Here is a 21101-nt window from a genome sequence, read left to right as displayed (position 1 = left end):
TCGCTGTGGCTTTTGCGGCCCGCAGTCGCGATCCTGAGGTCTTGTTTATGCTGAAGCTGTTGTTTTCGAGCTGGGGCGCCGAGTGGGGCACCGCGGCCCTGGTGTTCTTCGTCAGCGCCGCCGTCGGCCGTTTCGCCGCCGAGGGCATGAACACCCTCCAGTGGTGTGGCGCGATCACCGCGGTCCTGGCCTCGATCACCGCCGCCGTCGCCGTCCGCGTCTGGAAGGCCGAGCCGGTGAAGGCCCGCGCCGACCGCGACTGATCACTCGGCGTGGACGTCCACGCCCATCGCGTTCAGCAGGCGATACTGCTGATCAAGCGTGACCTTCATTCCCTGCACAGTGGCCAGTTCCGTGAGGTTCAGGCCGCTCACCTCTGCGCCGCGCAGATCGGCGCCGGCCAGTTTCGCGCCGACAGTCAGGGCCTGGAATAGGTCGCACTCTCGCAGGTCCGCCCCCTCCAGATCGGCGTCGACCAGCACCGCCTCTCGCAGGTTCGAGCGGTTGAGGTCGCCCTTGGGCAGCCGCAACTGGGTCAGGTCGGCGAGTTCCAGGTTGCAGCCCTTCAACGCTCCGGCCCACTGCACGACGTTACGGCCAAATGACCGGCTGAAGTCTGCGCGCACAAAGGCCGAGCCCCGCAGATTGCAAGCCTCCATCTCGACGCCCCAGAGGCTTGAGCGCTCGAAGCGGGCGAACGACAGGTCGCACTTGCGCAGCCGCGCCTCCTCCAGCCGGCAGAAGGCGAAGACCGCGCCGACGTGGCCGTCGTCGTCGGCGAAGCTGCAGCCCTCGAACAGGACCTCGCGCAGGTCGGAATGGGTGAACCGGCAGCGGATCAATCGGCAGCCGACGAACCGCGCGTTCTGCAGCACCGCGCCCTGCACTTGGCCGTCCTTGAGCGTGCAGCCCTCGAACACTGCATCCGTCAGGTCAGCGTCGGTGAAGTCGAGATCCGACAGGTCCTGCTCGGCGAACTTCGCGCCCGGCTTCAACTGCATGCCCATCCTCCGCTCACCCCGGCGAAAGCCGGGGCCCAAGCTGACTATGACCTACTCACGTCGAAATCGGTCGCAAGCGGTAAGGCCGCATGGGTCCCGGCTTTCGCCGGGATGAGCGGTGGACTAGCTCACTCCGACTTGACGTAGATCTCCCCGCCCTCGGCGCGGAACTTCTCGCTCATCTGCTCCATGCCGGCGGCGACGTCGTTCTGCTTGGCGGCGGCGTCGCGGATGTCCTGGCTGATCTTCATCGAGCAGAACTTCGGACCGCACATCGAGCAGAAGTGCGCGGTCTTCATCGCTTCCTTGGGCAGAGTCTCGTCGTGGTACTGGCGCGCGGTTTCCGGATCCAGGCCGAGATTGAACTGGTCTTCCCAGCGGAACTCGAACCGCGCGCGGCTGAGCGCGTCGTCCCACATCCGCGCCGACGGATGGCCCTTGGCGAGGTCGGCGGCGTGGGCGGCGATCTTGTAGGTGATCACGCCTTCCTTGACGTCCTCACGGTCCGGCAGGCCCAGGTGTTCCTTAGGCGTGACGTAGCAGAGCATGGCGGTGCCAAACCAGCCGATCATCGCCGCGCCGATGGCGCTGGTGATGTGGTCGTAGCCTGGCGCGATGTCGGTGGTTAGCGGGCCGAGGGTATAGAACGGCGCCTCGCCGCAGGCCTTCAACTGCTTGTCCATGTTGGCTTTGATCTTGTGCATGGCCACGTGGCCCGGCCCCTCGATCATCACCTGCACGCCATGCTTCCAGGCGATCGGCGTCAGCTCGCCCAGGGTCTCCAGTTCCGCGAACTGGGCCGCGTCGTTGGCGTCGGCGATCGAGCCGGGACGCAGGCCGTCGCCCAGCGAGAACGAGACGTCATAGGCCCGCATGATCTCGCAGATCTCTTCGAAGTGCTCGTAGAGGAAGTTCTCCTTGTGGTGCGCCAGGCACCACTTGGCCATGATCGAACCGCCGCGGCTGACGATGCCGGTGACGCGCTTGGCGGTCAGCGGAATGAACGGCAGCCGCACCCCTGCGTGGATCGTGAAATAGTCGACGCCCTGCTCGGCCTGCTCGATCAGGGTGTCGCGGAAGACTTCCCAGTTCAGGTCCTCGGCGACGCCGTTCACCTTTTCCAGCGCCTGGTAGATCGGAACCGTGCCGATCGGGACCGGGCTGTTGCGGATGATCCAGTCGCGGATGTTGTGGATGTTCCTGCCGGTAGACAGGTCCATGACCGTGTCGGCGCCCCAGCGGATCGCCCAGACCATCTTGTCGACCTCGTCGGCGACGGTCGACAGCACGGCGGAGTTGCCGATGTTGGCGTTGATCTTCACCAGAAAGTTTCGGCCGATGGCCATCGGCTCGAGTTCGGTGTGGTTGATGTTGGCCGGGATGATCGCCCGGCCGCGGGCGACCTCGTCACGGACGAACTCGGGCGTCACGAAGTCGGGGATTGAGGCGCCGAAGTCCTCGCCGTCGCGGATCGCGCCGTCGTTCTCCTGGCGACGCAGGTTCTCGCGGATGGCGACGTATTCCATCTCCGGGGTGATGATCCCGCGGCGCGCGTACTCCAGCTGCGTGACCGCCGCCCCACCCTTGGCGCGATAGACGCGTCGCGGCGCGGAGAACTGCGGGGCCAAGTGCTCGCCCTTGGCGAAGCCGTTGTCCTCAGGCTTCACTTCGCGAGGATTTTCAACCACTTCGATGTCGCCGCGGGAAACGACCCAAGGCTCGCGCACGCGCGCCAGGCCCTGATCGATGTCGATCTTCACCTTCGGATCGGTGTAGGGGCCGGAGGGATCGTAGATGGTCACCGGCGGCTCGTTGGCCGAGGGATGCACCGCCACCTCGCGGAACGGCACGCGGATGTCGGGCCATAGCACGCCAGGCTGATAGACCTTGCGCGAGCCGGGGCGCTCACCGGTGGGAATGGCGTCTTTGACGGGCGTCTGGATGTTCACCGGCAAGCTCCTATGCGGCCAGAAGGCCTGCCGGCGACCGGGAATCCGGGCATGCGCATGCTCGGAACGCCTTCCCTTCGCCGGCATGACCCGGATCAGGTTCTACGGGTCGCGGGCTCACCCGCCTCTCAGCCGCCTAAGCGCGGCCCCCCGAGGACAAGCGCCAGTCATAGGCGCGAACGCCGCCGATTGAAAGCGCCGCCGTCCAGCCGCAATCTGGCGCCTAGACTGGCCTTCTCAGGAGGATCGCCATGCAACGCCTTGTCCTCGCCGCCGTCCTGACCGCCGCGCTCGCTGCGCCGGCCCTCGCCCAGGAGCCCGCCAAACCGGCCGCGGCGTCCAATCAGTGCTTCCGGATGAGCCAGATCGACAACCACACCAAGGGCGACGACCAGACCGTCTACCTCTCGGTGCGCCATCGTGACGTCTATCGCCTGGACATGTCCGGCAACTGTCTGGCCGGAGCCAGTTCCAACGACGCCCTGGTCATGGCGCCGACTGCGGGCGTCGACCTGATCTGCCGCCCGCTGGACCTGGACCTCAAGGTCCACACCAGCCCAGGGATGCTTTCTCCTTGCATCATCAAGGACATAACGAAGCTGACGCCCGAGCAGGCCGCCGCGCTGCCGCCCAAGATCAAGCCCTAGCCGCGGCAGAGAATCTGGGCTCGCGAGCGACCTTGGCCGCGTGCTAGGCAGGCGGCCAAGGAGTACCCCCATGCAGCTTGCCAAGTTCCCGCGCGCGCGGTTCGCGCACCTCCCCACCCCGCTGGAGCCGGCCCCGCGGCTGGCGGCCGAACTGGGGATCAAGCGCCTCTACGTGAAGCGCGACGACTGCACGGGCCTGGCCGGCGGCGGCAACAAGACCCGCAAGCTGGAATTCCTGGTCGGCGACGCGCTGGCGAAAGGCGCCGATACGCTGATCACCCAAGGCGCCGTTCAGTCCAACCACGTGCGCCAGACGGCGGCCGCCGCGGCCAGGTTCGGCCTGGCCTGCGAGGTCATCCTGGAGGAGCGCACCGGGTCGAACGCGGTCGACTACAACGGCTCGGGCAACGTGCTTCTCGACAGGTTGTTAGGCGCGTCCATCAGGAACGTGCCGGGCGGGACCGACATGAACGCCGAGCTCGAAAAGTCGGCCCAGGCCGTGCGCGAGCGCGGCGGCAAGCCGTACGTTATTCCAGGCGGGGGTTCGAACCCGATCGGGGCCCTCGGCTACGTCGACTGCGCGCTCGAGCTGGTGCGCCAAGCCGACGCCGAAAACCTGACCATCGACCGTATCGTCACGGCGACCGGCAGCGCCGGTACGCACGCCGGACTGGTCGCGGGCCTTGCCCTGCTGGGGGCCGACATCCCGATTCTGGGCATCGGGGTCCGGGCGCCGAAAGATGTCCAGGAAGCCAACGTTCACAAACTGGCGGTCGAGACCGCGACCCTGCTCGGCCACGGCGATCGCGTCACCCGCGAGATGACGGTGGCCAATTGCGACTATGTCGGCGCCGGCTACGGCCTGATCGACGAGGGCGTGATCGACGCCCTGAAGCTGGCCGCGCGGACCGAAGGGCTGCTGTTCGACCCGGTCTACACCGGCAAGGCCGTCAAGGGCCTGATCGACCTGGCCCGCAAGGGGACCTTCAAGGACGAGACAGTGGTGCTGCTGCACACCGGCGGCGCGCAGGGCCTGTTCGGCTATCACGGCGAACTCGAAGGATCGCTGACGTGAGCCTGGTCCTGGGCGTGCTGGGCGGGATGGGGCCGGCGGCGACGCTGGACTTCCTCGCCAAGCTGCAGGCTCTGACCCCCGCCGAGCGCGACCAGGACCACATCCGCACCCTGGTCGACATCAACCCGCAGGTGCCCGACCGCAACGATCCGCTGAACAAGCCCGGCCCGGTCTTGGCCGAGATGGCCGGCGCCTTGCACGGAGCGGGCGCCGACGTGCTGGCCATCGCCTGCAACACCGCCCACGCCTATGCCGACGTGATCACCCGCGCGAGCGGCCTGCCGCTGATCGACATGATCGGCACGGCCTCGGCCGCCGCCCGCGACAGCGGCGCGCGGCGGGCCGGGGTGCTGGGCACCCGCGACGCGCTGAAGCTCTATCGCGAGTACCTGGCCGCCCAGGGCATGGGCATGGTCACCCTGGAGCCGGAGCGCCAGGAGGCGTTCATGGCGCTGATCTATCGGATCAAGCGCGGCGAGCGCGGGCCGGAGGTGCGCGAGGCCATGGCCGCCCTGACCGCCGACCTTGCGGCCGGCGGGGCCGAGGCGATCATCGCCGGCTGCACCGAGGTTCCGCTGGTGCTGGGGGCCGACGACATCCGCCTGCCCTTCATCGACGCCGGCGAAGCCCTGGCGCGCCGCTGCGTGGCGGTCTGCCTGGGCCTCGAACCGGTCCCCGCGCTCTAGCTCGCGGCGGCCGCCTCGGCGGCGGCGCGTTCGCCGGCGCGGATCGCGCCTTCGACATAGCCGGTCCAGGTCTCCGCGGTCTCGGTGCCCGCCCAATGCACCCGCCCGACCGGCGCGCGCAGCGAAGCGCCGTGCGCCGACAGTACGCCTGGCGGCGCGAAGGCCCCGTAGCAACCGCGCGACCAGCGCTCCGTCGACCAGTCCTGCTCGACATAGTCGATCGGCGTCGCCGCCCTGGGGCCGAGCCCCTCGACCAGCAGACGCAGGACCTCGGCGCGCCGCTCGGCCGGCGAACGCGGGCTCCACTCGCGGGCGTGCGCGCCGTCGAAGAAGCCGGCGATCAGGCCGTGCGGCTGACCGGGCGGACTGACGTCGAAGGCCGGACCGAAAGCAAAGGCGTCGCTGAACAGCGAACCGTTCAGGCCCTCCTTGCGCCAGAACGGCGTCTCGTAGGCCACCCAGACCTTGATGCACGAGCCCATCGGCATCCGCTGGGTCAGGGCGTCGCGCGCATGCGGCATCAGCGGCTCGTAGTCGATGCGGCCGGCGAGCGGCGGCGGCAGGGCGACGATCACCCGCGGGGCCGTGTAGCGCCCGTCCTCGCAGATCACCTCCACGCCGGTGGCGTTCTGGCGGATCGTGCGCACGGCGGTGTTCAGCTTCACCGCCGGACCGAGATCGGCGGCCATCTTGGCGGCCACCTGATGCAGCCCGCCGACGAACAGGAAGTTCTGCGCCCCGCCGGGCCCCGAGGAGATCAGGGTCGAGAGGTCGCCGGCCGACTGCAGATAGAAGAGGACGAACAGCAGCGAGACGTCGTGCGGCTGGGCGCAGAGCAGAGCCGGGATCAGCATCTCGAAGACGCCGCGCCCGCCCTTGGTCTTGGCATGGCCGTCGAGCCAGGTGGCGAAGGTGATCGCGTCGAGCCGCTCAGCGTCCGGCAAGGCCCAGGGCCCCTGGGCCGGAAGCTTGCCGGCCAACTGCTCCAGTTCGCCGACCATGGCGGCGAAGTCGGCCAGGGCGTCGGGCGGCAGGGCGGAAAACGAGTCCTCGCCGCGCCCGGTCCCGCGCACGCCGTTCACCTCGAAGAGGTTCTTGCCCTCCAGAAAGGTCGGATAGGTGGCGACGCCATAGCCCTTGGCCAGCTCCGCCAACTTGGTCTGGGTCGGGCCCAGCCACATGCCGCCCAGGTCGATGGTCACCCCGGCGATGCGGCCCGGCTTGACCCGTCCGCCGACACGGTCGCGCGCCTCGAGCACCACCACCCGGCGACCGGCCGCCTTGAGCGCCCGGGCCGCGGCCAGGCCCGAAAAGCCGCCGCCGACCACGATCACGTCAGCGGTCTGGGCCGCCGGCGTCGAAGCCCCCGCCGATCCGCCGACCGCCATCGCCCCGGCCATCGATGCCGTGAGCACCGCACGCCGGTCAGGTTGGTTCTGCATCCTCGCCTCCGATTATTTAATTATACGCGTATAAATAAATGGCGGAACGGCGATCGTGCAATAGGGTTCTTTCGGTCACGGAGGATGGATGACGCAGGTTCGGAGGGGACGGCCCCGGCGCTCGCCGGAGCAGGTGGACGCCATGCGCGAGCGCATCATCGCCACCGCGCGCGCCCTGTTCGCGGCCGACGGCTTCCAGAGCGTCTCGATGCGCAAGGTCGCGGCCGAGGCCGGCTGCTCGCCGATGGCGCTCTATGGCTACTTCCGCAACAAGAACGAGTTGCTGCGCCACATCTGGGAGCAGTTCTTCGACCCGCTGTTCGCCTCGGTCGACGAGGCGGCCGCCCAGGCGGCGAGCCCGCAACAGCGCCTAAGGGCCATGTGCCAGGCCTACCTCGCCTATTGGCTGGCGCATCCCGACCAGTATCGGCTGGTCTATCTGAACGACGACAGGGTGGAGGACGGCGAGGTGTTCTACGCGCACCTGCCCGATACCGCGCGCCGCCATGCAGTGTTCTCGGAAGCCATCGCAGAATGCCAGGCGGCGGGCGAGATCGCCGCCGGCGACAAGACCGCCAAGGGCGAAGCGCTGCTCTGCATGATGATCGGCGTGGCGCACAACCTGATCACCGTCAGCGAGCACCGCTGGTCGCCGGGGACGCAGCTGCTGGACGTCATGCTGGACGGCCTGTTCGCACAGCGAAGCAACAAGCAGACCTGATGTTCGGGGCCGTCTCTGTTGCTCCCATCGCAATCCACGAAATGGACCCGGCAGGCGTCAAGCTGTTCATCGCCCTGCTGATGACGGGACTGTTCGTGGTTCCCTGCGCCCTGGGGACGGCGTTTGCGACCCGTGCCGTGTACGCGCGCCTGCGCGGCCGGCCGAGGCCGTTGTTCCCGTTCACATCCGCTGACGCCCGGGGAGCTGTGGTTGTGGAGCTTTCGACGCTCGTCTTCTGCAGCCTCGGGCTGGTCTATGGCCTTGTGATGGCCCTGGGCATCCTGCTGGTGGACCTGAGCGGCCTAGCTCGCCCTTGAGCCCCCGAGCCAGCGGAACGCGCTGGCGATGAAGGCGCGGCCGTCGCGCTCCACCGGGGTTCCGTGGGCCATGACCACTTTGTCGCTCGGCCAGTCGAGAACACGCGCCAGCGCCGCCCTGCCCGCGCGGCGATCGGTGAACGCGACCCGGAACTTGCGGGGTACGGCGGGCTGCGGCTGCGTCATCAGATCCAGCCGCGCGACCAGCGCCCGCCAGCCGGTGAACCAGCCGGGCGGAAACTGCTGCAGCAGGTCGGTGAACAGCACCGTGCGGCTGGGACGGTGGAAGAACACCGCCTCGGTGGTGATCGCGTTGCCGCGCATCAGCACGTAGTCGAGGTCGGCCGGCCAGTCGCTCGGCGGGGCGTCGCCCAGTTCGACATCGATGCGAAGGTCCGGCCGCTTGGTCGCCAGACCCGGCGCTGCGTAGAGCCGAGCTGTCGGAAACGCCGCGCGCCACTGCGTCAGATGCAGGTCATGCAGCGAATTCGGCGCGACCAGGAGACGGACCCCGCCCAGCGCCGCGAGCTCTGCGGCCAGCTCGTCGCCGAGCGCCACCGGCGACCAGACCAGCAGGCCGCCGCCCGTCAGCCGCATCACCGCCATCCGCGTCGGATAGCGAAACCCGGCGACCTGCGCCTGACCGCCGTCCGCGAGCCAGATCTCGGGCCCGAAGGATCGAAGACGCGACACGCTCATGGATCCCCCTTCGCCCCCCGCGCCATTGACGACGATCACTGCGCCCGGCTGGAAGTCATGTCAGTCTCAGCGGAGCAAGCAGACGGATCAAGCCATGACTAGGCCAGCCGACGACTTCCCTGACGACGTGGTCGCCTACCGCCGCACGCCGGAGTTCGACGCCGACACGACTCCGCCCGGTCTGCTCGGCGAGCACAACACCAAGGCCGGTGTCTGGGGGCGTATCCAGGTGATCGAAGGCGCCCTGCTCTATCGCGTCACCGATCCTCGACGACAGGCGGTCGAGCGCCTGCTGACGCCGGACGAACCGCCCGGCGTCGTCGAACCTGAGATCAAGCACCATGTCGCACTGACCGGCCCCGTGCGCTTCTATGTCGAGTTTCTGAAGGCGCCCGACTGAGGCGGCGTCAGAGCCGCCCAGCGCGGAACGTGTCGCAGGCGGCCGGGTCGCCCTTTTCCACGCCGATGCGGAACCAGCGCATGCGCTGCTCGCTGGAGCCGTGGGTGAAGGCGTCGGGCATGACGCGGCCCTGGGACTGCTTCTGGATGGCGTCGTCGCCGACCGCCGCGGCGGCGGCGATGCCGTCCTCGATGTCGGCCGGATCGAGCGCCACCTGGCCGCCGGACGCGGCCGGCGCGTGCGCGACCCAGACCCCGGCATAGCAGTCGGCCTGCAGTTCGAGCCGCACGGCCGAGGAGTCGGCGCCGCGCGATCCGCGCTCAACATTGTTGGTGGCGCCGGTCAGGTTCTGGACGTGATGGCCGACCTCATGGGCGATGACATAGGCGCGGGCCGCCTCGCCCTTGGCGCCGAAGCGGCTCTCCAGCTCGTTCCAGAACGCCAGGTCGAGATAGATCTTCTGGTCGGCCGGGCAATAGAACGGCCCCATGGCCGACTGGCCCATGCCGCACCCGGTGCCGGTCGCCTGGTCATAGATCACCACCGCGGCCGGGCGGCGATAGCGCTGGCCCTCGGCGGCGAAGATCTGGCTCCAGACATCGGTGGTCGACTGTTCGATGACGTCGACGAACTGGCCGCCGGTGTCCTGGGTCGTGCCGCGTACACCCTCCTGCTGCTCGGCCTGGCCGCCGCCGCCCTGCACCACCGACATGGTCGTCGAGGGATCGATGCCGAACACGAAGTAGCCGATCAACGCCAGGGCCAAACCGCCCAGCCCGATGCCGCCGACCCCAGCCGCGCTCATTCCGCGGCGATCCTCGATGTTACCGCCCCGACGGCCGCCCTGCCAACGCATGTCCTGATCCTTCCAGTGACGCCTCAACGCCCCAGCCCGGTCGGAGGATGCGACCTATCGGCGCGACTGTCAGCGCCTGTTTTGCGAGGCCTCGCGCACGCGGGCGTTGGAAGCGGCCAGAGCGGCGTCAGGAATCGAGGCGTAGCTGCCCATGTTGAGCGGCGGCGGCTTCACCTCCGAAGCGAGCGGCGCCAGGGTCGGGCCGCGCTGGTCTTGCAGGCCCTGCAGTCGCTCCTGGCTTTGCACGCGCGCGTCCAGGCTGTTGAGATCGTTCTCCAGCGCCACCGACCGCTGCCGGTCGATCATCTGCTGGGCCTGGAGCTCCTGGTTGCGGATCGTCAGGTCGCGGGCGACGGGGTCACGCGGCGCCTGGGCCGGGGCCGGCGAAGCCGACGCGGCGAAGACGGCCAGGGCGAGGAGCATCGGTCGCATAAACATGGAACGCTCCAATAGGCTGCAAGGCTCCGCATCAGCGACGCGAAACCGTGAAGCGGCTCAATTGCTCGCGCGGAGCGGCCCATTCGGGGGCCAGTTCCAACGCCTTCTGGTAGTCAAAATAGGCCGACTTCGGGTCGTCGAGCCCCTCGTGCGCCAGGGCGCGGTTGTAGTAGGCCTTTTCAGGTTCGCTGACGCCCAGCTCGATGCTGCGGTTGATGTCGCTGAGGCCCTCGGCATAGCGCTTGCGGCCGATCGAGGCGGCGCCGCGGTTGACGTAGGCCTCGCCCATCTCGGGCTGCAGACGGACGGCGGAATCGAAGTCGCGGGAAGCGTCGGCATAGGCCGCGCGGCGCAGCTTGAGCACCCCGCGGTTGACGAAGGTGCCGGCCCGGTCGCGCGGATCGAGCAGCTCGGTCTCCAGCGCCAGGGTGCAGCTGTCCTGATACTGCGGGTCGTCCTCGCCGCGGATGGCGGCGTCGGCGCACTCCTGGGCCAGCCCGCCGCCGAGCACGGTCACCGCCCCTTCCGCCGTAGTCGCCACCGCCAGCATCGCCAGCGCGATCACCGCCAGCAGGACCCCCTTGAGCATATTCGGCCTCCCTGCGTCCGCGACGGCCGGGTCAGGCGGGGAAAGGCCCGACACGCGTTCGGCCGGCACGGGGAAAGAGTCCTCCCGTAACGCGGGTCTGTCAATGTGAAGGCGTGGGTTTGCTCAGACGCCGCGACGCAGGCGGCGGGTCTCGCGGAACAGGATATAGACGCCGCTGCCGGCGACGACGAACGCGCCGGCGATGGTGGCGGCGCGTGGGATCTCGTCCCAGACGAGATAGCCGATGATCCCGGCCCAGATCAGCTGGCTGTAGTCGAACGGCGCGACCACCGCGACCGGCGCGCGGCGCAGCGCCTCGGTCAGCAGGAGTTGCCCCGTGCCGCCGACCAGGCCGGCGCTGACCAGCATGACGAGGGTGGTCATGTCGGGGATCGTCCAGCCGCCGAACGGCAGGCTGGAGAGGCCAAGCAGCATCCCGGCCAGGGTGAAGTAGAAGACGATAGTCGGGCCAGGCTCGGTGCGGCCGATCTCGCGGATGGCGATCATCGCCCCGGCCGCCCCCAGCGCGCCCAGCAGCGCGAAGGCGGTGCCCAGATTGGCCATGTGCCCAGGATCGGGTCGCACCATGATCAGCACGCCGACGAAGCCGATGGCGACGGCGGCCCAGCGGTGGACGCCGACCACCTCCTTGAGGATCAGCGCCGACAGCGCCGTCATGAACAGCGGCGAGGCGAAGGACAGCGCCGTCGACTCGGTCAGCGGCAGCATCGAGACCGCGGTGAAGCCGCAGACCATGCCGACCAAACCCACCGCCGCGCGGGTGGCGTGACCGCCCAGCCGGTTGGTCTTCAGCACCGAAAACCCGGTCGTGCGCGAGACGTAGAGCAGCACCGGCACGAAGGCGAAGGCGTTGCGGAAGAAAATGATCTCCAGCACCGGAGCGCCGCGCTCGGCGCAGGCCTTCACCAGGGCCGCGAGCACCGCCATGCAGGCCATCGCCGCGACGCGCAGGGCGATCCCCGCGCCGTTGCTCTGCGTGACGGCGTGGGACGGGGCGTCGGCGGGCACTGGTCTCTCCTTGGAACCGCCGTGCATAGAGGCCCCGCCCGCCCAGCGCCATAGCCGCCGGCCCCCTCAGAGGCGCTTGCGACTCGCCGCCACGGGCCACAGGCCCCACAGTGGGGGTCAAACTCGGGGAGATTCGGCATGACGATCGGTTTGATGATGGCGGCCTGGACGCTGGTCCTGGCCTTCGCGCAGATCCTGCTTTTCGACATCGCCAGGACCGCTCAGTACGGCCTGAAGTGGAACACCGGCCCGCGCGATGGCGAGATGCCGCCGCTCAGCGACCGGGCCCAGCGGCTCAAGCGCGCCCAGGACAACCTGTTCGAGACCCTGCCGCTGTTTCTCGGCGCGGTGCTGATCGCCCACGTCGCCGGCAAGGAGAGCGAGATCACCGCCCTCGGCTCGCAGATCTACTTCTGGGCGCGGGTCGCCTATGTGCCGCTCTACGCCTGGGGCGTGCGCCAGATCCGCTCGCTGGTCTGGCTGGTCAGCATCGTCGGCCTCGGCATGATCGCCCAGGCGATCCTGCTGCCTTAGGACGAAGGGGCGCTTGACGCCGCACGCAGGGCGTGCGGCAAGGAGCGTCGATGTCGCGTCGTTCAGTACTGGTCGTGTTCGCCCTGGCGCTGCTCGCCGCGCCGCTGGCCGGCTGCGCCTCGTTCTCGCGCGAGGACTTCACCGCCGACGAGGCCTATCGCGCCTTGCCGCCGACCGCCGCCGACATCCGCTTCGACGCCTCGGACCAGGCCTCGGCGCTGGCCTTCACCAACCGCACCCAGCGCCAGCTGGCCGCCGCCGGCGACCGGCGGGTCGACGTGCTGGCGATCTCCGGCGGCGGCGCCGACGGCGCCTATGGGGCCGGGGTGATGGTCGGCTGGACCAAGGCCGGCACGCGGCCGAGCTTCGAGGTGGTCACCGGGGTCAGCACCGGGGCGCTGATCGCGCCGTTCGCCTTCCTCGGCCCGCACTGGGACAAGACGCTGTTCGAGGCCTATGCCGGCGGCAAGGCCAGCCAGGTGCTGAAGGGCCAGGGCCTGGGCGTATTGTTCTCATCGAGCCTCTACAGCCCCGAGTACTTGCGCGCTCTGGTCGAGACCTACTGCACCTCGGTGATGCTGCACGAAGTCGCCCAGGAGCACGCCAAGGGCCGGCGGCTGCTGATCGCCACCACCAATCTCGACAGCCAGCAGACCGTGGTCTGGGACATGGGGGCCATCGCTTCGCGCGGCGGCCCTGACGCGCTGAAGCTGTTCCGCGACGTGCTGGTCGCGTCCGCCGCCATCCCTGGGGTTTTCCCGCCCGTGATCATCCCGATCGGCGACGCCGACGGCCGCCAGATCGACGAGATGCACGTCGACGGCGGGGTGACCGCGCCGTTCGTCTCGATCCCGGAGGGCCTCTACTTCTGGGAGGCCCCGGAAGGCCAGACGACGATGCCGGGCCGTATCTTCGTGCTGGTCAACGGCAAGCTGGACCCCAGCTTCGCCGTCGTGCGCGGGCGCGCTCCGACCATCCTAGGCCGCGCCTTCGACACCATGATGAAGACCAACCTGCGCGCCCACATCGCCGCCAACCGGGCCTTCGCCGCGCGCAACAACATGGAGTTCGAGATCGCCGAGGTGCCGCGCGACGCCGAGAGCGGCAGCCTGAACTTCGAACCCGAAAGCATGCGCAGGTTGTTCAAGCTGGGCGAGGACAACGCGATCGCCGGCAAGGCCTGGGCCCGGCCGGACTAGGGAACTCCCCAGGGGCGCGCCCGTTCGATCCAGCGGGACGGCGTAACCCAGAGAGGTTCGCGATGACACTCAGTCTGAAGACCGCCGCGGTCGGCTCGGTCCTGCTTCTGGCCGCCTGCGGCACCACCACCACCGAACGCGCGGCGACCGGCGGCCTGGCCGGGGCGGCGCTTGGCGCCGCTGTCGACAGCTCCTGGACGGGCGCCCTGGTCGGCGGCGCGGCGGGCGCGGCGCTGGGCGCCGTGACCACGCCCAAGCACAACGACAACGTCAACCGCCGCCAGTATTATGACGAGCGCGCGGGGCGGTACTATTACTACGACCCCGGCGCCCGCCGGTACTATTGGGAAGACGGCAGCCGCCGCAACTGACGGTCAGGCCGCCGCGACGCTGTAGCCGGCGTCCTTGATCGCCTGCGCCACGGCCTCGCGCTCGCCGCCTTCGACGGTGACGCGGCCGCTCGCGAGGTCGACGGCGACCTTGGCCTTGGGTTCAACGGCGTGCACGGCCTTGGTCACCGACTGCACGCAGTGGCCGCAGGACATGCCTTCAACCTGGAAATTCATCATCGGATTTGCTCCTCGGGGATCACTCTGGAGCGGTTCTGCACCTTCCCACGACGGGAAGGTCAACGCGAAAATCGTCGCTTGACCCTCCCATGATGGGAGAGTTCATGAACGGCGGGCATCGAAGTTCGAGGAGCCCGTCATGTCGCAGACCATCCTGAAGCCGCTGGAGATCCCCGTGCTGGGGATGACCTGCGCCTCGTGCGTCGGGCGCGTGGAAAAAGCCATCGCCGCCGTGCCGGGCGTCGCCGCCGCCAGCGTCAATCTCGCCGCCGAGCGGGCGCATGTGGAGCTGACCCCGGAGGGCGACACCGCCGCCGTGGTCGAGGCGATCCGCAAGGCCGGCTACGAACCGCTCGACCGCACCGTCGACCTCAAGATCGAGGGCATGACCTGCGCGTCCTGCGTGGCCAAGGTCGAGAAGGCGCTGAAGTCGGTGCCCGGCGTGCTGGACGCGCAGGTGAACCTGGCGACCGAGCGAGCGCAGGTCCGCGCCCTGGCCGGCGGCGCCGAAACCGCCCAGATGATCGCCGCCGTCGAGGCCATCGGCTATGGCGCCCAGGAGATCGACCCGGCCGCCGCCCCGGACCTGGCCGACCGCGAACGCGAGGCCCGCGAGACCGAGATCACCGGGCTGAAGCGCGCCGTCGCGGTCGCCGCGGCCGGCACTCTGCCGCTGTTCGTGATCGAGATGGGCCGCCACTTCATTCCCGGCGTCCACCACTGGCTGGCGGCGAGCATCGGCGAGCAGCCCTGGCGGCTGATCAGCTTCGTGCTGGCCGCGATCGTGTTGTTCGGGCCGGGCCTGCGGTTCTTCCGCAAGGGCGTGCCGAACCTGATCCGCCGCACGCCGGACATGAACTCGCTGGTGGTGCTGGGAACCAGCGCCGCCTTCGCCTATTCGGCGGTGGCGACCTTCGTCCCGTCCCTGCTGCCGGCCGGCGCCGACCACGTCTACTACGAAGCCGCCGCGGTCATCGTGACCCTGATCCTGCTGGGCCGGCTGTTCGAGGCCCAGGCCAAGGGCCGCACCAGCGAGGCGATCAAGCGGCTGATGACCCTGCAGGCCAAGACCGCCCGCGTGCTGCGCGGCGGCGAGGCGGTCGAGGTTCCGATCGCCGAGGTCGTGGCCGGCGACGCGGTCGTGGTCCGTCCGGGCGAGCGCATCGCCGTCGACGGCGAGGTCATCGACGGCGGCTCTTTCGTCGACGAATCGATGATCACCGGCGAGCCGATCCCGGTCGAGAAGAAGGCCGGCGACACCGTCGTCGGCGGCACCGTCAACAAGACCGGCGCCTTCCAGTTCCGCGCCACCAAGGTCGGCTCCGAAACCATGCTGGCGCAGATCGTGCGCATGGTCGAAGCCGCGCAGGGCTCGAAGCTGCCGATCCAGGCGACGGTCGACAAGGTCACCGCCTGGTTCGTGCCGGCGGTGATCGCCGCAGCACTGCTGACCTTCGCCGCCTGGATGGTGTTCGGGCCGAGCCCGGCGCTCGCCTTCGCCCTGGTCAACGCCGTGGCCGTCCTGATCATCGCCTGCCCGTGCGCCATGGGCCTGGCGACCCCGACCTCGATCATGGTCGGCACCGGCAAGGCCGCCGAACTCGGCGTGCTGTTCCGGCGCGGCGAGGCGCTGCAGGCGCTGCGCGACGTCAAGGTCGTGGCCTTCGACAAGACCGGCACTCTGACCGAGGGCCGCCCTGCCCTCACCGACCTGCAGACCGCGAGCGACTTCGACGAGGACGAAGTCCTGGCCCTGACCGCCGCGGTGGAGAGCCGTTCGGAGCACCCGATCGCCGAGGCCATCGTCGAGGCGGCCAAGACCAAGGGGCTGAGCGTCGCCGACCCGCAGGCGTTCGAGGCCGTTCCCGGCTTCGGGGCCCAAGCCCGCGCTGGCGGCAAGCTGGTGCAGGTCGGAGCGGACCGCTTCATGACCAAGCTCGGCCTCGACGTCGGCGTGTTCAGCGACACCGCCGCGCGGCTGGGGTCGGAGGCCAAGAGCCCGCTCTATGTCGCCATCGACGGCAAGCTCGCCGCGGTGCTGGCGGTGGCCGACCCGATCAAGCCGACGACGCCGGAGGCGCTGGCCGCCCTGCACGCCATGGGGCTGAAGGTGGCGATGATCACCGGCGACAACGCCCACACCGCCCGCGCGGCGGCCGCCAAGCTCGGCCTGGACGAGGTCGAGGCCGAGGTGCTGCCCGACGGCAAGGTCGCGGCCATCAAGGCGCTGCGGGAGCGGTTCGGGGCCATCGCCTTCGTCGGCGACGGGGTCAACGACGCCCCGGCCCTGGCCGCGGCCGACGTCGGGATCGCGATGGGCGCGGGCACCGACGTCGCCATCGAAAGCGCCGACGTGGTGCTGATGCGCAGCGATCTGCGGGCGGTGGCGACCGCTGCGTCGCTGAGCCGGGCGGTGATGAGCAACATCCAGCAAAACCTGGTCTGGGCGTTCGGCTACAACGTCATCCTGATCCCGGTGGCGGCCGGCGTGCTCTTCCCGACCTTCGGCCTGTTGCTGTCGCCGATGGTGGCGGCCGGCGCCATGGCGCTGTCGAGCGTCAGCGTCCTCACCAACGCCCTGCGGCTGAAGGCCTTCCGGCCTCCGGTCGCGGCATAAGGGAGATCCCCATGAACATCGGCCAGGCCTCCAAGGCGTCCGGCGTGAGCACCAAGATGATCCGTTACTACGACGAGATCGGGTTGGTGCGGCCCTCGGCGCGCACCGACGCCAACTACCGCGAGTACGACGAGCGCGAGATCAACGAGCTGCGCTTCATCCGCCGCGCCCGCTCGCTCGGCTTCTCGATGCCGGAGATCACCCAACTGCTGTCGCTGTGGCGCGACCGCGGGCGGCCCAGCCGCGAGGTCAAGGCGATCGCCGACCGGCACCTGGCCGACCTCGACGCCCGCATCGCCGAGATGCAGGCCATGGCCGACACCCTGCGCCACCTGTCGCACTGCTGCGCCGGTGACGACCGGCCCGACTGCCCGATCCTGGCCGACCTGACCCAGGGCGCGCTGCCGTCCGAGCCAAGGCCGAAGGCTCGGAGGGCGCATGTTCACGGGGCCTGAGGCGCAGGCCTACGCCGCCAAGATCCGCACGCGCGTTCCCGGCTATGAGGCGATGCACGAGGTGATCGCCGCAGCCCTGCTGGCCAGCTTGCCGTCCGCGGCCAAGGTGCTGGTAGTCGGCGCCGGCGACGGCGAGGACCTGCTGGCCCTGGCGCGCGCCGCGCCAGGCTGGATGTTCACGGCGCTGGACCCGGAGCCTGACATGATCGCGCTGGCCCGCGGCCGGGCGCGGGCGGCGGGAGTTGAATCGCGGGTGCGGTTTCATGTCGGCTACGCCGCCGATCTCAAGATGGCTTCGACGCAGCGACCGCAGTGCTGGTGGGCCACTTCCTTCCCGACGACGGCGCGCGGCTCGGCTTCCTGGCCGACGTGAGCGCACGGCTGAAGATTGGTGGGCTGCTGGCCTGCGCCGACCTGATGGTCCAGGTCGCACCACATGGGGTCTATCGCGCCTGGCTCGCCGGGGCCGGGCTCGATCCTGCTCTGTTGGCGAAGGCCGAGCAGCGCATGGCCGCCGAGTTCCATCCGATCAACGAGCCCAGGCTGAGCGAGCTGCTGGACGCGGCGGGTTTCGACGAGCCGATCCGGCTCTACCAAGCGCTGGGCTACTGCGCGTATCTGTCGACCCGACGAGGCTGAACGCGGCCTCCATCGAAGCTGCACCGAGGCGGTGGAGAAATACACCATGCAACGCGACCTGCACGAAGCCAATCGCCTCTCCTGGAACGAGGCCACCCGCGCCCACAACAGCCATAAGGGCGACCAGGCGGCGTACTTCCGCGCCGGCGGCTCGACGCTCTATCCGGAAGAGCTCGACATGCTCGGCGACATCGCCGGGCGCAGCCTGCTGCACCTGCAGTGCAATTCCGGCCAGGACAGCGTCAGCCTGGCGCGGCTGGGCGCGCAGGTGACCGGGGTCGACATCTCCGACGAGGCCATCAACTTCGCCCAGCGGCTGTCAGCCGAAAGCGGCCTGCCGGCGAATTTCGAGCGCAGCGACCTGCTCGACTGGTTCGATGCGGCGCAGGCCGATGGACGCAGGTTCGAGCGGGTGTTCACCTCCTATGGCACGATCTGCTGGCTGTCAGACCTCAAGGCCTGGGCCCGCGGCGTCGCCGGCGTCCTGGCGCCGGGCGGACGGTTCGCCATGGTCGAGTTCCACCCCTTCGCCATGGTGTTCGACCCGCGGTGGGCGCCACGCCACGACTACTTCGTCGACGGCGCGATCCCTGAACCGGACGGGGTCGGCGACTATGTGGCCGATTCCCGCGAGACCCTGGCGCTGGACGCCTATCATCGCGGCGTCGAGAACTTCCGCAATCCGAACCCGGCCTTCGAATTCTATTGGGGGATCGGCCAGGTGGTCAGCGCCCTGGTCGAGGCCGGACTGACCATCGAGCGGCTCGAGGAGTACCCCTACGCCAACGGTTGGGCCGGGTTCGCGGGCATGCGCGACCTCGGCGGCGGGCGGCTCGCGCCGCCCGATCACATGCCGCGGATTCCGCTGATGTACGGGCTTTCGGCGACCCGGTCCGGCTGAGCCGCCGACCCAAGATTGCGAATGAAACTAAGAATCGCTTGCAACTAGAAGCGTGGGCGCTTACGCCGCCCCCCGAAAACAGCCGCCGCCTTGAGCGGCCAGTAACGGGGGTAGTCGTTGTCCAGTACGCGTTCCAAGTTCCGCCCGGCCGCCTTGGCCATGGTCCTGTTGTCGGGCACCGCCCTGACCACGCCTGCGTTCGCCGACGATGCGACCGCCGACGCCACCGTCGAGGGCGTGGTCGTCGCCGGCGTCAAGGAGGGCTATGGGGCCAAGATCACCGAGTCGGCCGCCAAGCTGCCGCTGTCGCTGCGCGAGACGCCGCAGTCGGTGACCGTCATCACCCGCGAACGCATGGACGACTTCGGGTTGGTCACCGTGGCCAACGTGCTGGAACAGACCACCGGCATCACGGTGCAGGAGAACGACTCCAACCGCGTGAACTTCACCTCGCGCGGCTTCTCGATCTCCAACTTCCAGCTCGACGGCGTGCCGACGGCCTATTCGTCGGGCAACAGCGTGATGGGCGACACCGTCCTCTATGACCGCGTCGAGGTCGTGCGCGGCGCCACCGGTCTGGTCACCGGCTCGGGCGACCCGTCGGCGACGGTCAACCTGCTGCGCAAAGCCCCGACCCACGACTTCGCCGCCTCGGTCGCCGCCGTGGCCGGCAGCTGGAACCGAGGCCGCATCGAGGCCGACGTCTCGGGCCCGATCTTCGCCGACGGCCGGGTGCGCGCGCGCATCGCCGGCGCCTTCGAGGACCGGGAATCGTACATCGACTTCTACGAGGAGAAGAAGAAGATCGGCCTGGCGGTGATCGAAGCTGACATCACCGACAGCACCCTGGTGCGGGTCGGCGTCGACTACACCGAGGTGACGCCGAAGGGCACGACCTGGGGCACCACGCCGCTCTATTACCGTGACGGTTCGCCGACCAGCTTCGACCGCTCCTACAACGCCGCCGCGCGCTGGAGCACCTGGGACCGCAACAGCACCAACTACTATGCGGTGCTGGAACAGGACCTGCCGGGCGATTGGAAGTTCCGCGCCGCCTACAACAAGCGCGACAGCGATTCCACGGCCAAGCTCTACTACGGCTTCGGCGGCTATCCGGACCCGAACAACGGCAGCGGCCTGACCGTCGCCGACTACTTCAATGTCTACGAGCAGGAAGAGACCGCGTTCGACGTTTACGCCAGCGGCCCGCTCGAGCTGTTCGGCCGCAAGCATGAGCTGGTCATCGGCGCCAACGGCTACGACCGCGACGGCACGACGCTGAACGACTCGATCGACGCCTCGAAGCGCCCCTATGCGATGACCATCCCGAACATCTTCACCTGGGATGGCCGCATTCCCGAGCCGGTGCTGCTGCGCTACGGCACCCCGGCCCAGATCGACCGCATCAAGGAGACCGGCGTCTACGGCGCGGTGCGCCTCAACCCGACCGACCGGCTGAAGATCATCGTCGGCGCCCGCAGCAGCCAGTACGAGACCCAGAGCGACCGCTACAAGCTGTCCGGCGTCTACGACCGGACGGCCAACGCCTACTCCGAGGACAAGGTCACCCCGTACTTCGGGGCGATCTTCGACATCACCTCGCAGATCTCGGCCTATGTCAGCTACTCGGACCTGTTCAAGCCGCAGAGCAACAAGGACAAGAACAACGACCAGTTGCCGCCGGTCATCGGCGCCAACTACGAAGGCGGCCTGAAGGGCGAGTTCTTCGACGGCCAGCTCTACGCCGCCGTGGTCGGCTTCTACGTCCAGCAGGACAATCTGGCCGAGGTCGATCCGACCGTGCCCGACGGCTTCCTGCTGCCGGACGGCAGCACCGCCTACCGCGCGGTGACGGGCGCCGAGACCCGCGGCTTCGAGGCCGAGATCACCGGCCAGCTGACCCCGCGCTGGCGCGTGGCCGGCGGCTACACCTACGCCTACACCGAGAGCGCGGCGAAGGTGCGGATCAACACCCTCAACCCGCGCAACATCGCCCGCATCCAGACCAGCTACGACCTGTCCGGCCGGTTCGAAGGACTGACGATCGGCGGCGGCCTGAACTGGCAGAGCGAGATCTACACCCTCGCCAGCATCCCGGTTCCGGGCAACACCAGCGCGCCGGGGACCAACCCGCCGCTGCTGCGGACCAACGTCTCGCAGGGTTCGTACATCCTCGCCAGCCTGATGGCCCGCTACCGCTTCAACGAGAAGCTCAGCGCCACGCTCAATGTCGATAACCTGTTCGACGAGACCTACTACCGCCGTGTCGGCTTCTACAACGGCGGCTACTACGGCGAGCCGCGCAAGGTGACGCTGACCCTGCGGGCGGCGTTCTGAG

At 69.1% G+C, this 21101-nt stretch carries 25 protein-coding genes and 1 riboswitch; of the genes, 16 read left to right on the top strand and 9 right to left on the bottom strand.

The window, feature by feature from the left end; all coding sequences use genetic code 11:
• Positions 1-47 precede the first annotated feature (47 nt).
• On the top strand, positions 48-263 hold the full coding sequence (locus C0481_RS15780; RefSeq protein WP_293405503.1) for a hypothetical protein: 216 nt from the start codon (positions 48-50) through the stop codon (positions 261-263).
• Here the strand turns inward: C0481_RS15780 and C0481_RS15775 are convergent, their stop codons facing one another.
• Together C0481_RS15775 and thiC are read right to left on the bottom strand one after the other, a co-directional pair.
• Complete coding sequence (locus tag C0481_RS15775) at positions 264-1001, bottom strand: pentapeptide repeat-containing protein (RefSeq protein ID WP_293405501.1); 738 nt, start codon at positions 999-1001, stop codon at positions 264-266.
• Between the two features lie 128 nt (positions 1002-1129).
• Positions 1130-2950: a phosphomethylpyrimidine synthase ThiC gene (gene thiC, locus C0481_RS15770; protein WP_293405499.1), complete on the bottom strand. Its 1821-nt coding sequence runs from the start codon at positions 2948-2950 to the stop codon at positions 1130-1132.
• A 55-nt stretch (positions 2951-3005) separates the two neighbouring features.
• Positions 3006-3113: riboswitch (TPP riboswitch) on the bottom strand.
• 88 nt (positions 3114-3201) lie between these two features.
• Between thiC and C0481_RS15765 the strand changes: the two genes are divergently transcribed.
• The 3 genes from C0481_RS15765 (at position 3202) to C0481_RS15755 (ending at position 5358) form a co-directional block, all read left to right on the top strand.
• The gene (locus C0481_RS15765; protein ID WP_293405497.1) at positions 3202-3597 is read left to right on the top strand and encodes a DUF6491 family protein; all 396 of its coding nucleotides are present in this window, start codon (positions 3202-3204) and stop codon (positions 3595-3597) included.
• A gap of 70 nt (positions 3598-3667) precedes the next feature.
• Positions 3668-4672, top strand: a complete 1005-nt coding sequence (locus C0481_RS15760) for a D-cysteine desulfhydrase (RefSeq protein ID WP_293405495.1) — start codon at positions 3668-3670, stop codon at positions 4670-4672.
• On the top strand, positions 4669-5358 hold the full coding sequence (locus C0481_RS15755) for an amino acid racemase (protein ID WP_293405493.1): 690 nt from the start codon (positions 4669-4671) through the stop codon (positions 5356-5358). The genes C0481_RS15760 and C0481_RS15755 overlap by 4 nt, the downstream gene beginning before the upstream one ends.
• Here C0481_RS15755 and C0481_RS15750 read toward each other — a convergent pair.
• The gene (locus C0481_RS15750) at positions 5355-6800 is read right to left on the bottom strand and encodes an FAD-dependent oxidoreductase (RefSeq protein ID WP_293405491.1); all 1446 of its coding nucleotides are present in this window, start codon (positions 6798-6800) and stop codon (positions 5355-5357) included. The two genes, C0481_RS15755 and C0481_RS15750, sit on opposite strands and share 4 nt — an antisense overlap.
• Before the next feature lie 142 nt (positions 6801-6942).
• Between C0481_RS15750 and C0481_RS15745 the strand changes: the two genes are divergently transcribed.
• Together C0481_RS15745 and C0481_RS15740 are read left to right on the top strand one after the other, a co-directional pair.
• Positions 6943-7521, top strand: a complete 579-nt coding sequence (locus C0481_RS15745; RefSeq protein WP_293405489.1) for a TetR/AcrR family transcriptional regulator — start codon at positions 6943-6945, stop codon at positions 7519-7521.
• Entirely contained in the window at positions 7521-7838 is a 318-nt protein-coding gene (locus C0481_RS15740; protein ID WP_293405486.1) for a hypothetical protein, read from the top strand. The genes C0481_RS15745 and C0481_RS15740 overlap by 1 nt, the downstream gene beginning before the upstream one ends.
• On the opposite strand, the gene C0481_RS15735 is transcribed toward C0481_RS15740, so the two are convergent.
• On the bottom strand, positions 7824-8537 hold the full coding sequence (locus C0481_RS15735; protein WP_293405484.1) for a DUF4336 domain-containing protein: 714 nt from the start codon (positions 8535-8537) through the stop codon (positions 7824-7826). The two genes, C0481_RS15740 and C0481_RS15735, sit on opposite strands and share 15 nt — an antisense overlap.
• Positions 8538-8631: 94 nt before the next feature.
• On the opposite strand from C0481_RS15735, the gene C0481_RS15730 reads away from it, so the two are divergent.
• Positions 8632-8937 carry a DUF1971 domain-containing protein gene (locus C0481_RS15730; RefSeq protein WP_293405481.1) on the top strand — a complete coding sequence of 102 codons (306 nt, stop codon included), beginning with the start codon at positions 8632-8634 and terminating at the stop codon, positions 8935-8937.
• 7 nt (positions 8938-8944) lie between these two features.
• On the opposite strand, the gene C0481_RS15725 is transcribed toward C0481_RS15730, so the two are convergent.
• From C0481_RS15725 to C0481_RS15710, 4 genes are all read right to left on the bottom strand, one after another.
• Positions 8945-9793, bottom strand: coding sequence for a neutral zinc metallopeptidase (locus C0481_RS15725; RefSeq protein WP_293405479.1), 849 nt, complete (start codon positions 9791-9793; stop codon positions 8945-8947).
• Between the two features lie 69 nt (positions 9794-9862).
• A complete protein-coding gene (locus C0481_RS15720; RefSeq protein WP_293405477.1) occupies positions 9863-10231 on the bottom strand; it encodes a hypothetical protein in 369 nt (122 codons plus the stop codon).
• A gap of 31 nt (positions 10232-10262) precedes the next feature.
• Positions 10263-10820, bottom strand: a complete 558-nt coding sequence (locus C0481_RS15715) for a tetratricopeptide repeat protein (RefSeq protein WP_293405474.1) — start codon at positions 10818-10820, stop codon at positions 10263-10265.
• A gap of 123 nt (positions 10821-10943) precedes the next feature.
• Positions 10944-11849, bottom strand: coding sequence for a DMT family transporter (locus C0481_RS15710; RefSeq protein ID WP_293405472.1), 906 nt, complete (start codon positions 11847-11849; stop codon positions 10944-10946).
• A gap of 138 nt (positions 11850-11987) precedes the next feature.
• Between C0481_RS15710 and C0481_RS15705 the strand changes: the two genes are divergently transcribed.
• From C0481_RS15705 to C0481_RS15695, 3 genes are all read left to right on the top strand, one after another.
• The gene (locus C0481_RS15705) at positions 11988-12383 is read left to right on the top strand and encodes an MAPEG family protein (protein ID WP_293405471.1); all 396 of its coding nucleotides are present in this window, start codon (positions 11988-11990) and stop codon (positions 12381-12383) included.
• Positions 12384-12433: 50 nt separating this feature from the next.
• On the top strand, positions 12434-13582 hold the full coding sequence (locus C0481_RS15700) for a patatin-like phospholipase family protein (protein ID WP_293405470.1): 1149 nt from the start codon (positions 12434-12436) through the stop codon (positions 13580-13582).
• Positions 13583-13644: 62 nt separating this feature from the next.
• Complete coding sequence (locus C0481_RS15695; protein ID WP_293405469.1) at positions 13645-13953, top strand: glycine zipper domain-containing protein; 309 nt, start codon at positions 13645-13647, stop codon at positions 13951-13953.
• A gap of 3 nt (positions 13954-13956) precedes the next feature.
• Here the strand turns inward: C0481_RS15695 and C0481_RS15690 are convergent, their stop codons facing one another.
• Complete coding sequence (locus tag C0481_RS15690; protein ID WP_293405466.1) at positions 13957-14151, bottom strand: heavy-metal-associated domain-containing protein; 195 nt, start codon at positions 14149-14151, stop codon at positions 13957-13959.
• Positions 14152-14290: 139 nt separating this feature from the next.
• On the opposite strand from C0481_RS15690, the gene C0481_RS15685 reads away from it, so the two are divergent.
• From C0481_RS15685 to C0481_RS15660, 6 genes are all read left to right on the top strand, one after another.
• Positions 14291-16768: a heavy metal translocating P-type ATPase gene (locus C0481_RS15685; RefSeq protein ID WP_293405464.1), complete on the top strand. Its 2478-nt coding sequence runs from the start codon at positions 14291-14293 to the stop codon at positions 16766-16768.
• A gap of 11 nt (positions 16769-16779) precedes the next feature.
• A complete protein-coding gene (gene cueR, locus C0481_RS15680; protein WP_293405462.1) occupies positions 16780-17223 on the top strand; it encodes a Cu(I)-responsive transcriptional regulator in 444 nt (147 codons plus the stop codon).
• A complete protein-coding gene (locus tag C0481_RS15675) occupies positions 17207-17596 on the top strand; it encodes a class I SAM-dependent methyltransferase (protein ID WP_293405459.1) in 390 nt (129 codons plus the stop codon). Before cueR ends, C0481_RS15675 begins: the two co-directional genes overlap by 17 nt.
• Positions 17542-17862 carry a hypothetical protein gene (locus C0481_RS15670; protein ID WP_293405457.1) on the top strand — a complete coding sequence of 107 codons (321 nt, stop codon included), beginning with the start codon at positions 17542-17544 and terminating at the stop codon, positions 17860-17862. The genes C0481_RS15675 and C0481_RS15670 overlap by 55 nt, the downstream gene beginning before the upstream one ends.
• Positions 17863-17908: 46 nt before the next feature.
• Positions 17909-18763, top strand: a complete 855-nt coding sequence (locus tag C0481_RS15665) for a class I SAM-dependent methyltransferase (RefSeq protein WP_293405455.1) — start codon at positions 17909-17911, stop codon at positions 18761-18763.
• Positions 18764-18880: 117 nt separating this feature from the next.
• Positions 18881-21100 carry a TonB-dependent siderophore receptor gene (locus tag C0481_RS15660; RefSeq protein WP_293405453.1) on the top strand — a complete coding sequence of 740 codons (2220 nt, stop codon included), beginning with the start codon at positions 18881-18883 and terminating at the stop codon, positions 21098-21100.
• Position 21101 lies beyond the last annotated feature (1 nt).

Source organism: Phenylobacterium sp. (genome assembly GCF_013822795.1).
Taxonomy (GTDB): Bacteria; Pseudomonadota; Alphaproteobacteria; order Caulobacterales; family Caulobacteraceae; genus Phenylobacterium.
The sequence above is the reverse complement of the archived record's forward strand: the minus strand, read 5'-3'. Positions and strand labels throughout refer to the sequence as shown.

Coding starts and splice junctions, on each gene's coding strand:
- C0481_RS15780 (WP_293405503.1), top strand. CDS start 48: ATGCTGAAGCTGTTGTTTTCGAGCTGGGGCGCCGAGTGGGGCACCGCG.
- C0481_RS15775 (WP_293405501.1), bottom strand. CDS start 1,001: ATGCAGTTGAAGCCGGGCGCGAAGTTCGCCGAGCAGGACCTGTCGGAT.
- C0481_RS15765 (WP_293405497.1), top strand. CDS start 3,202: ATGCAACGCCTTGTCCTCGCCGCCGTCCTGACCGCCGCGCTCGCTGCG.
- C0481_RS15760 (WP_293405495.1), top strand. CDS start 3,668: ATGCAGCTTGCCAAGTTCCCGCGCGCGCGGTTCGCGCACCTCCCCACC.
- C0481_RS15750 (WP_293405491.1), bottom strand. CDS start 6,800: ATGCAGAACCAACCTGACCGGCGTGCGGTGCTCACGGCATCGATGGCC.
- C0481_RS15745 (WP_293405489.1), top strand. CDS start 6,943: ATGCGCGAGCGCATCATCGCCACCGCGCGCGCCCTGTTCGCGGCCGAC.
- C0481_RS15740 (WP_293405486.1), top strand. CDS start 7,521: ATGTTCGGGGCCGTCTCTGTTGCTCCCATCGCAATCCACGAAATGGAC.
- C0481_RS15735 (WP_293405484.1), bottom strand. CDS start 8,537: ATGAGCGTGTCGCGTCTTCGATCCTTCGGGCCCGAGATCTGGCTCGCG.
- C0481_RS15730 (WP_293405481.1), top strand. CDS start 8,632: ATGACTAGGCCAGCCGACGACTTCCCTGACGACGTGGTCGCCTACCGC.
- C0481_RS15725 (WP_293405479.1), bottom strand. CDS start 9,793: ATGCGTTGGCAGGGCGGCCGTCGGGGCGGTAACATCGAGGATCGCCGC.
- C0481_RS15720 (WP_293405477.1), bottom strand. CDS start 10,231: ATGTTTATGCGACCGATGCTCCTCGCCCTGGCCGTCTTCGCCGCGTCG.
- C0481_RS15715 (WP_293405474.1), bottom strand. CDS start 10,820: ATGCTCAAGGGGGTCCTGCTGGCGGTGATCGCGCTGGCGATGCTGGCG.
- C0481_RS15705 (WP_293405471.1), top strand. CDS start 11,988: ATGACGATCGGTTTGATGATGGCGGCCTGGACGCTGGTCCTGGCCTTC.
- C0481_RS15700 (WP_293405470.1), top strand. CDS start 12,434: ATGTCGCGTCGTTCAGTACTGGTCGTGTTCGCCCTGGCGCTGCTCGCC.
- C0481_RS15695 (WP_293405469.1), top strand. CDS start 13,645: ATGACACTCAGTCTGAAGACCGCCGCGGTCGGCTCGGTCCTGCTTCTG.
- C0481_RS15690 (WP_293405466.1), bottom strand. CDS start 14,151: ATGATGAATTTCCAGGTTGAAGGCATGTCCTGCGGCCACTGCGTGCAG.
- C0481_RS15685 (WP_293405464.1), top strand. CDS start 14,291: ATGTCGCAGACCATCCTGAAGCCGCTGGAGATCCCCGTGCTGGGGATG.
- cueR (WP_293405462.1), top strand. CDS start 16,780: ATGAACATCGGCCAGGCCTCCAAGGCGTCCGGCGTGAGCACCAAGATG.
- C0481_RS15675 (WP_293405459.1), top strand. CDS start 17,207: ATGTTCACGGGGCCTGAGGCGCAGGCCTACGCCGCCAAGATCCGCACG.
- C0481_RS15665 (WP_293405455.1), top strand. CDS start 17,909: ATGCAACGCGACCTGCACGAAGCCAATCGCCTCTCCTGGAACGAGGCC.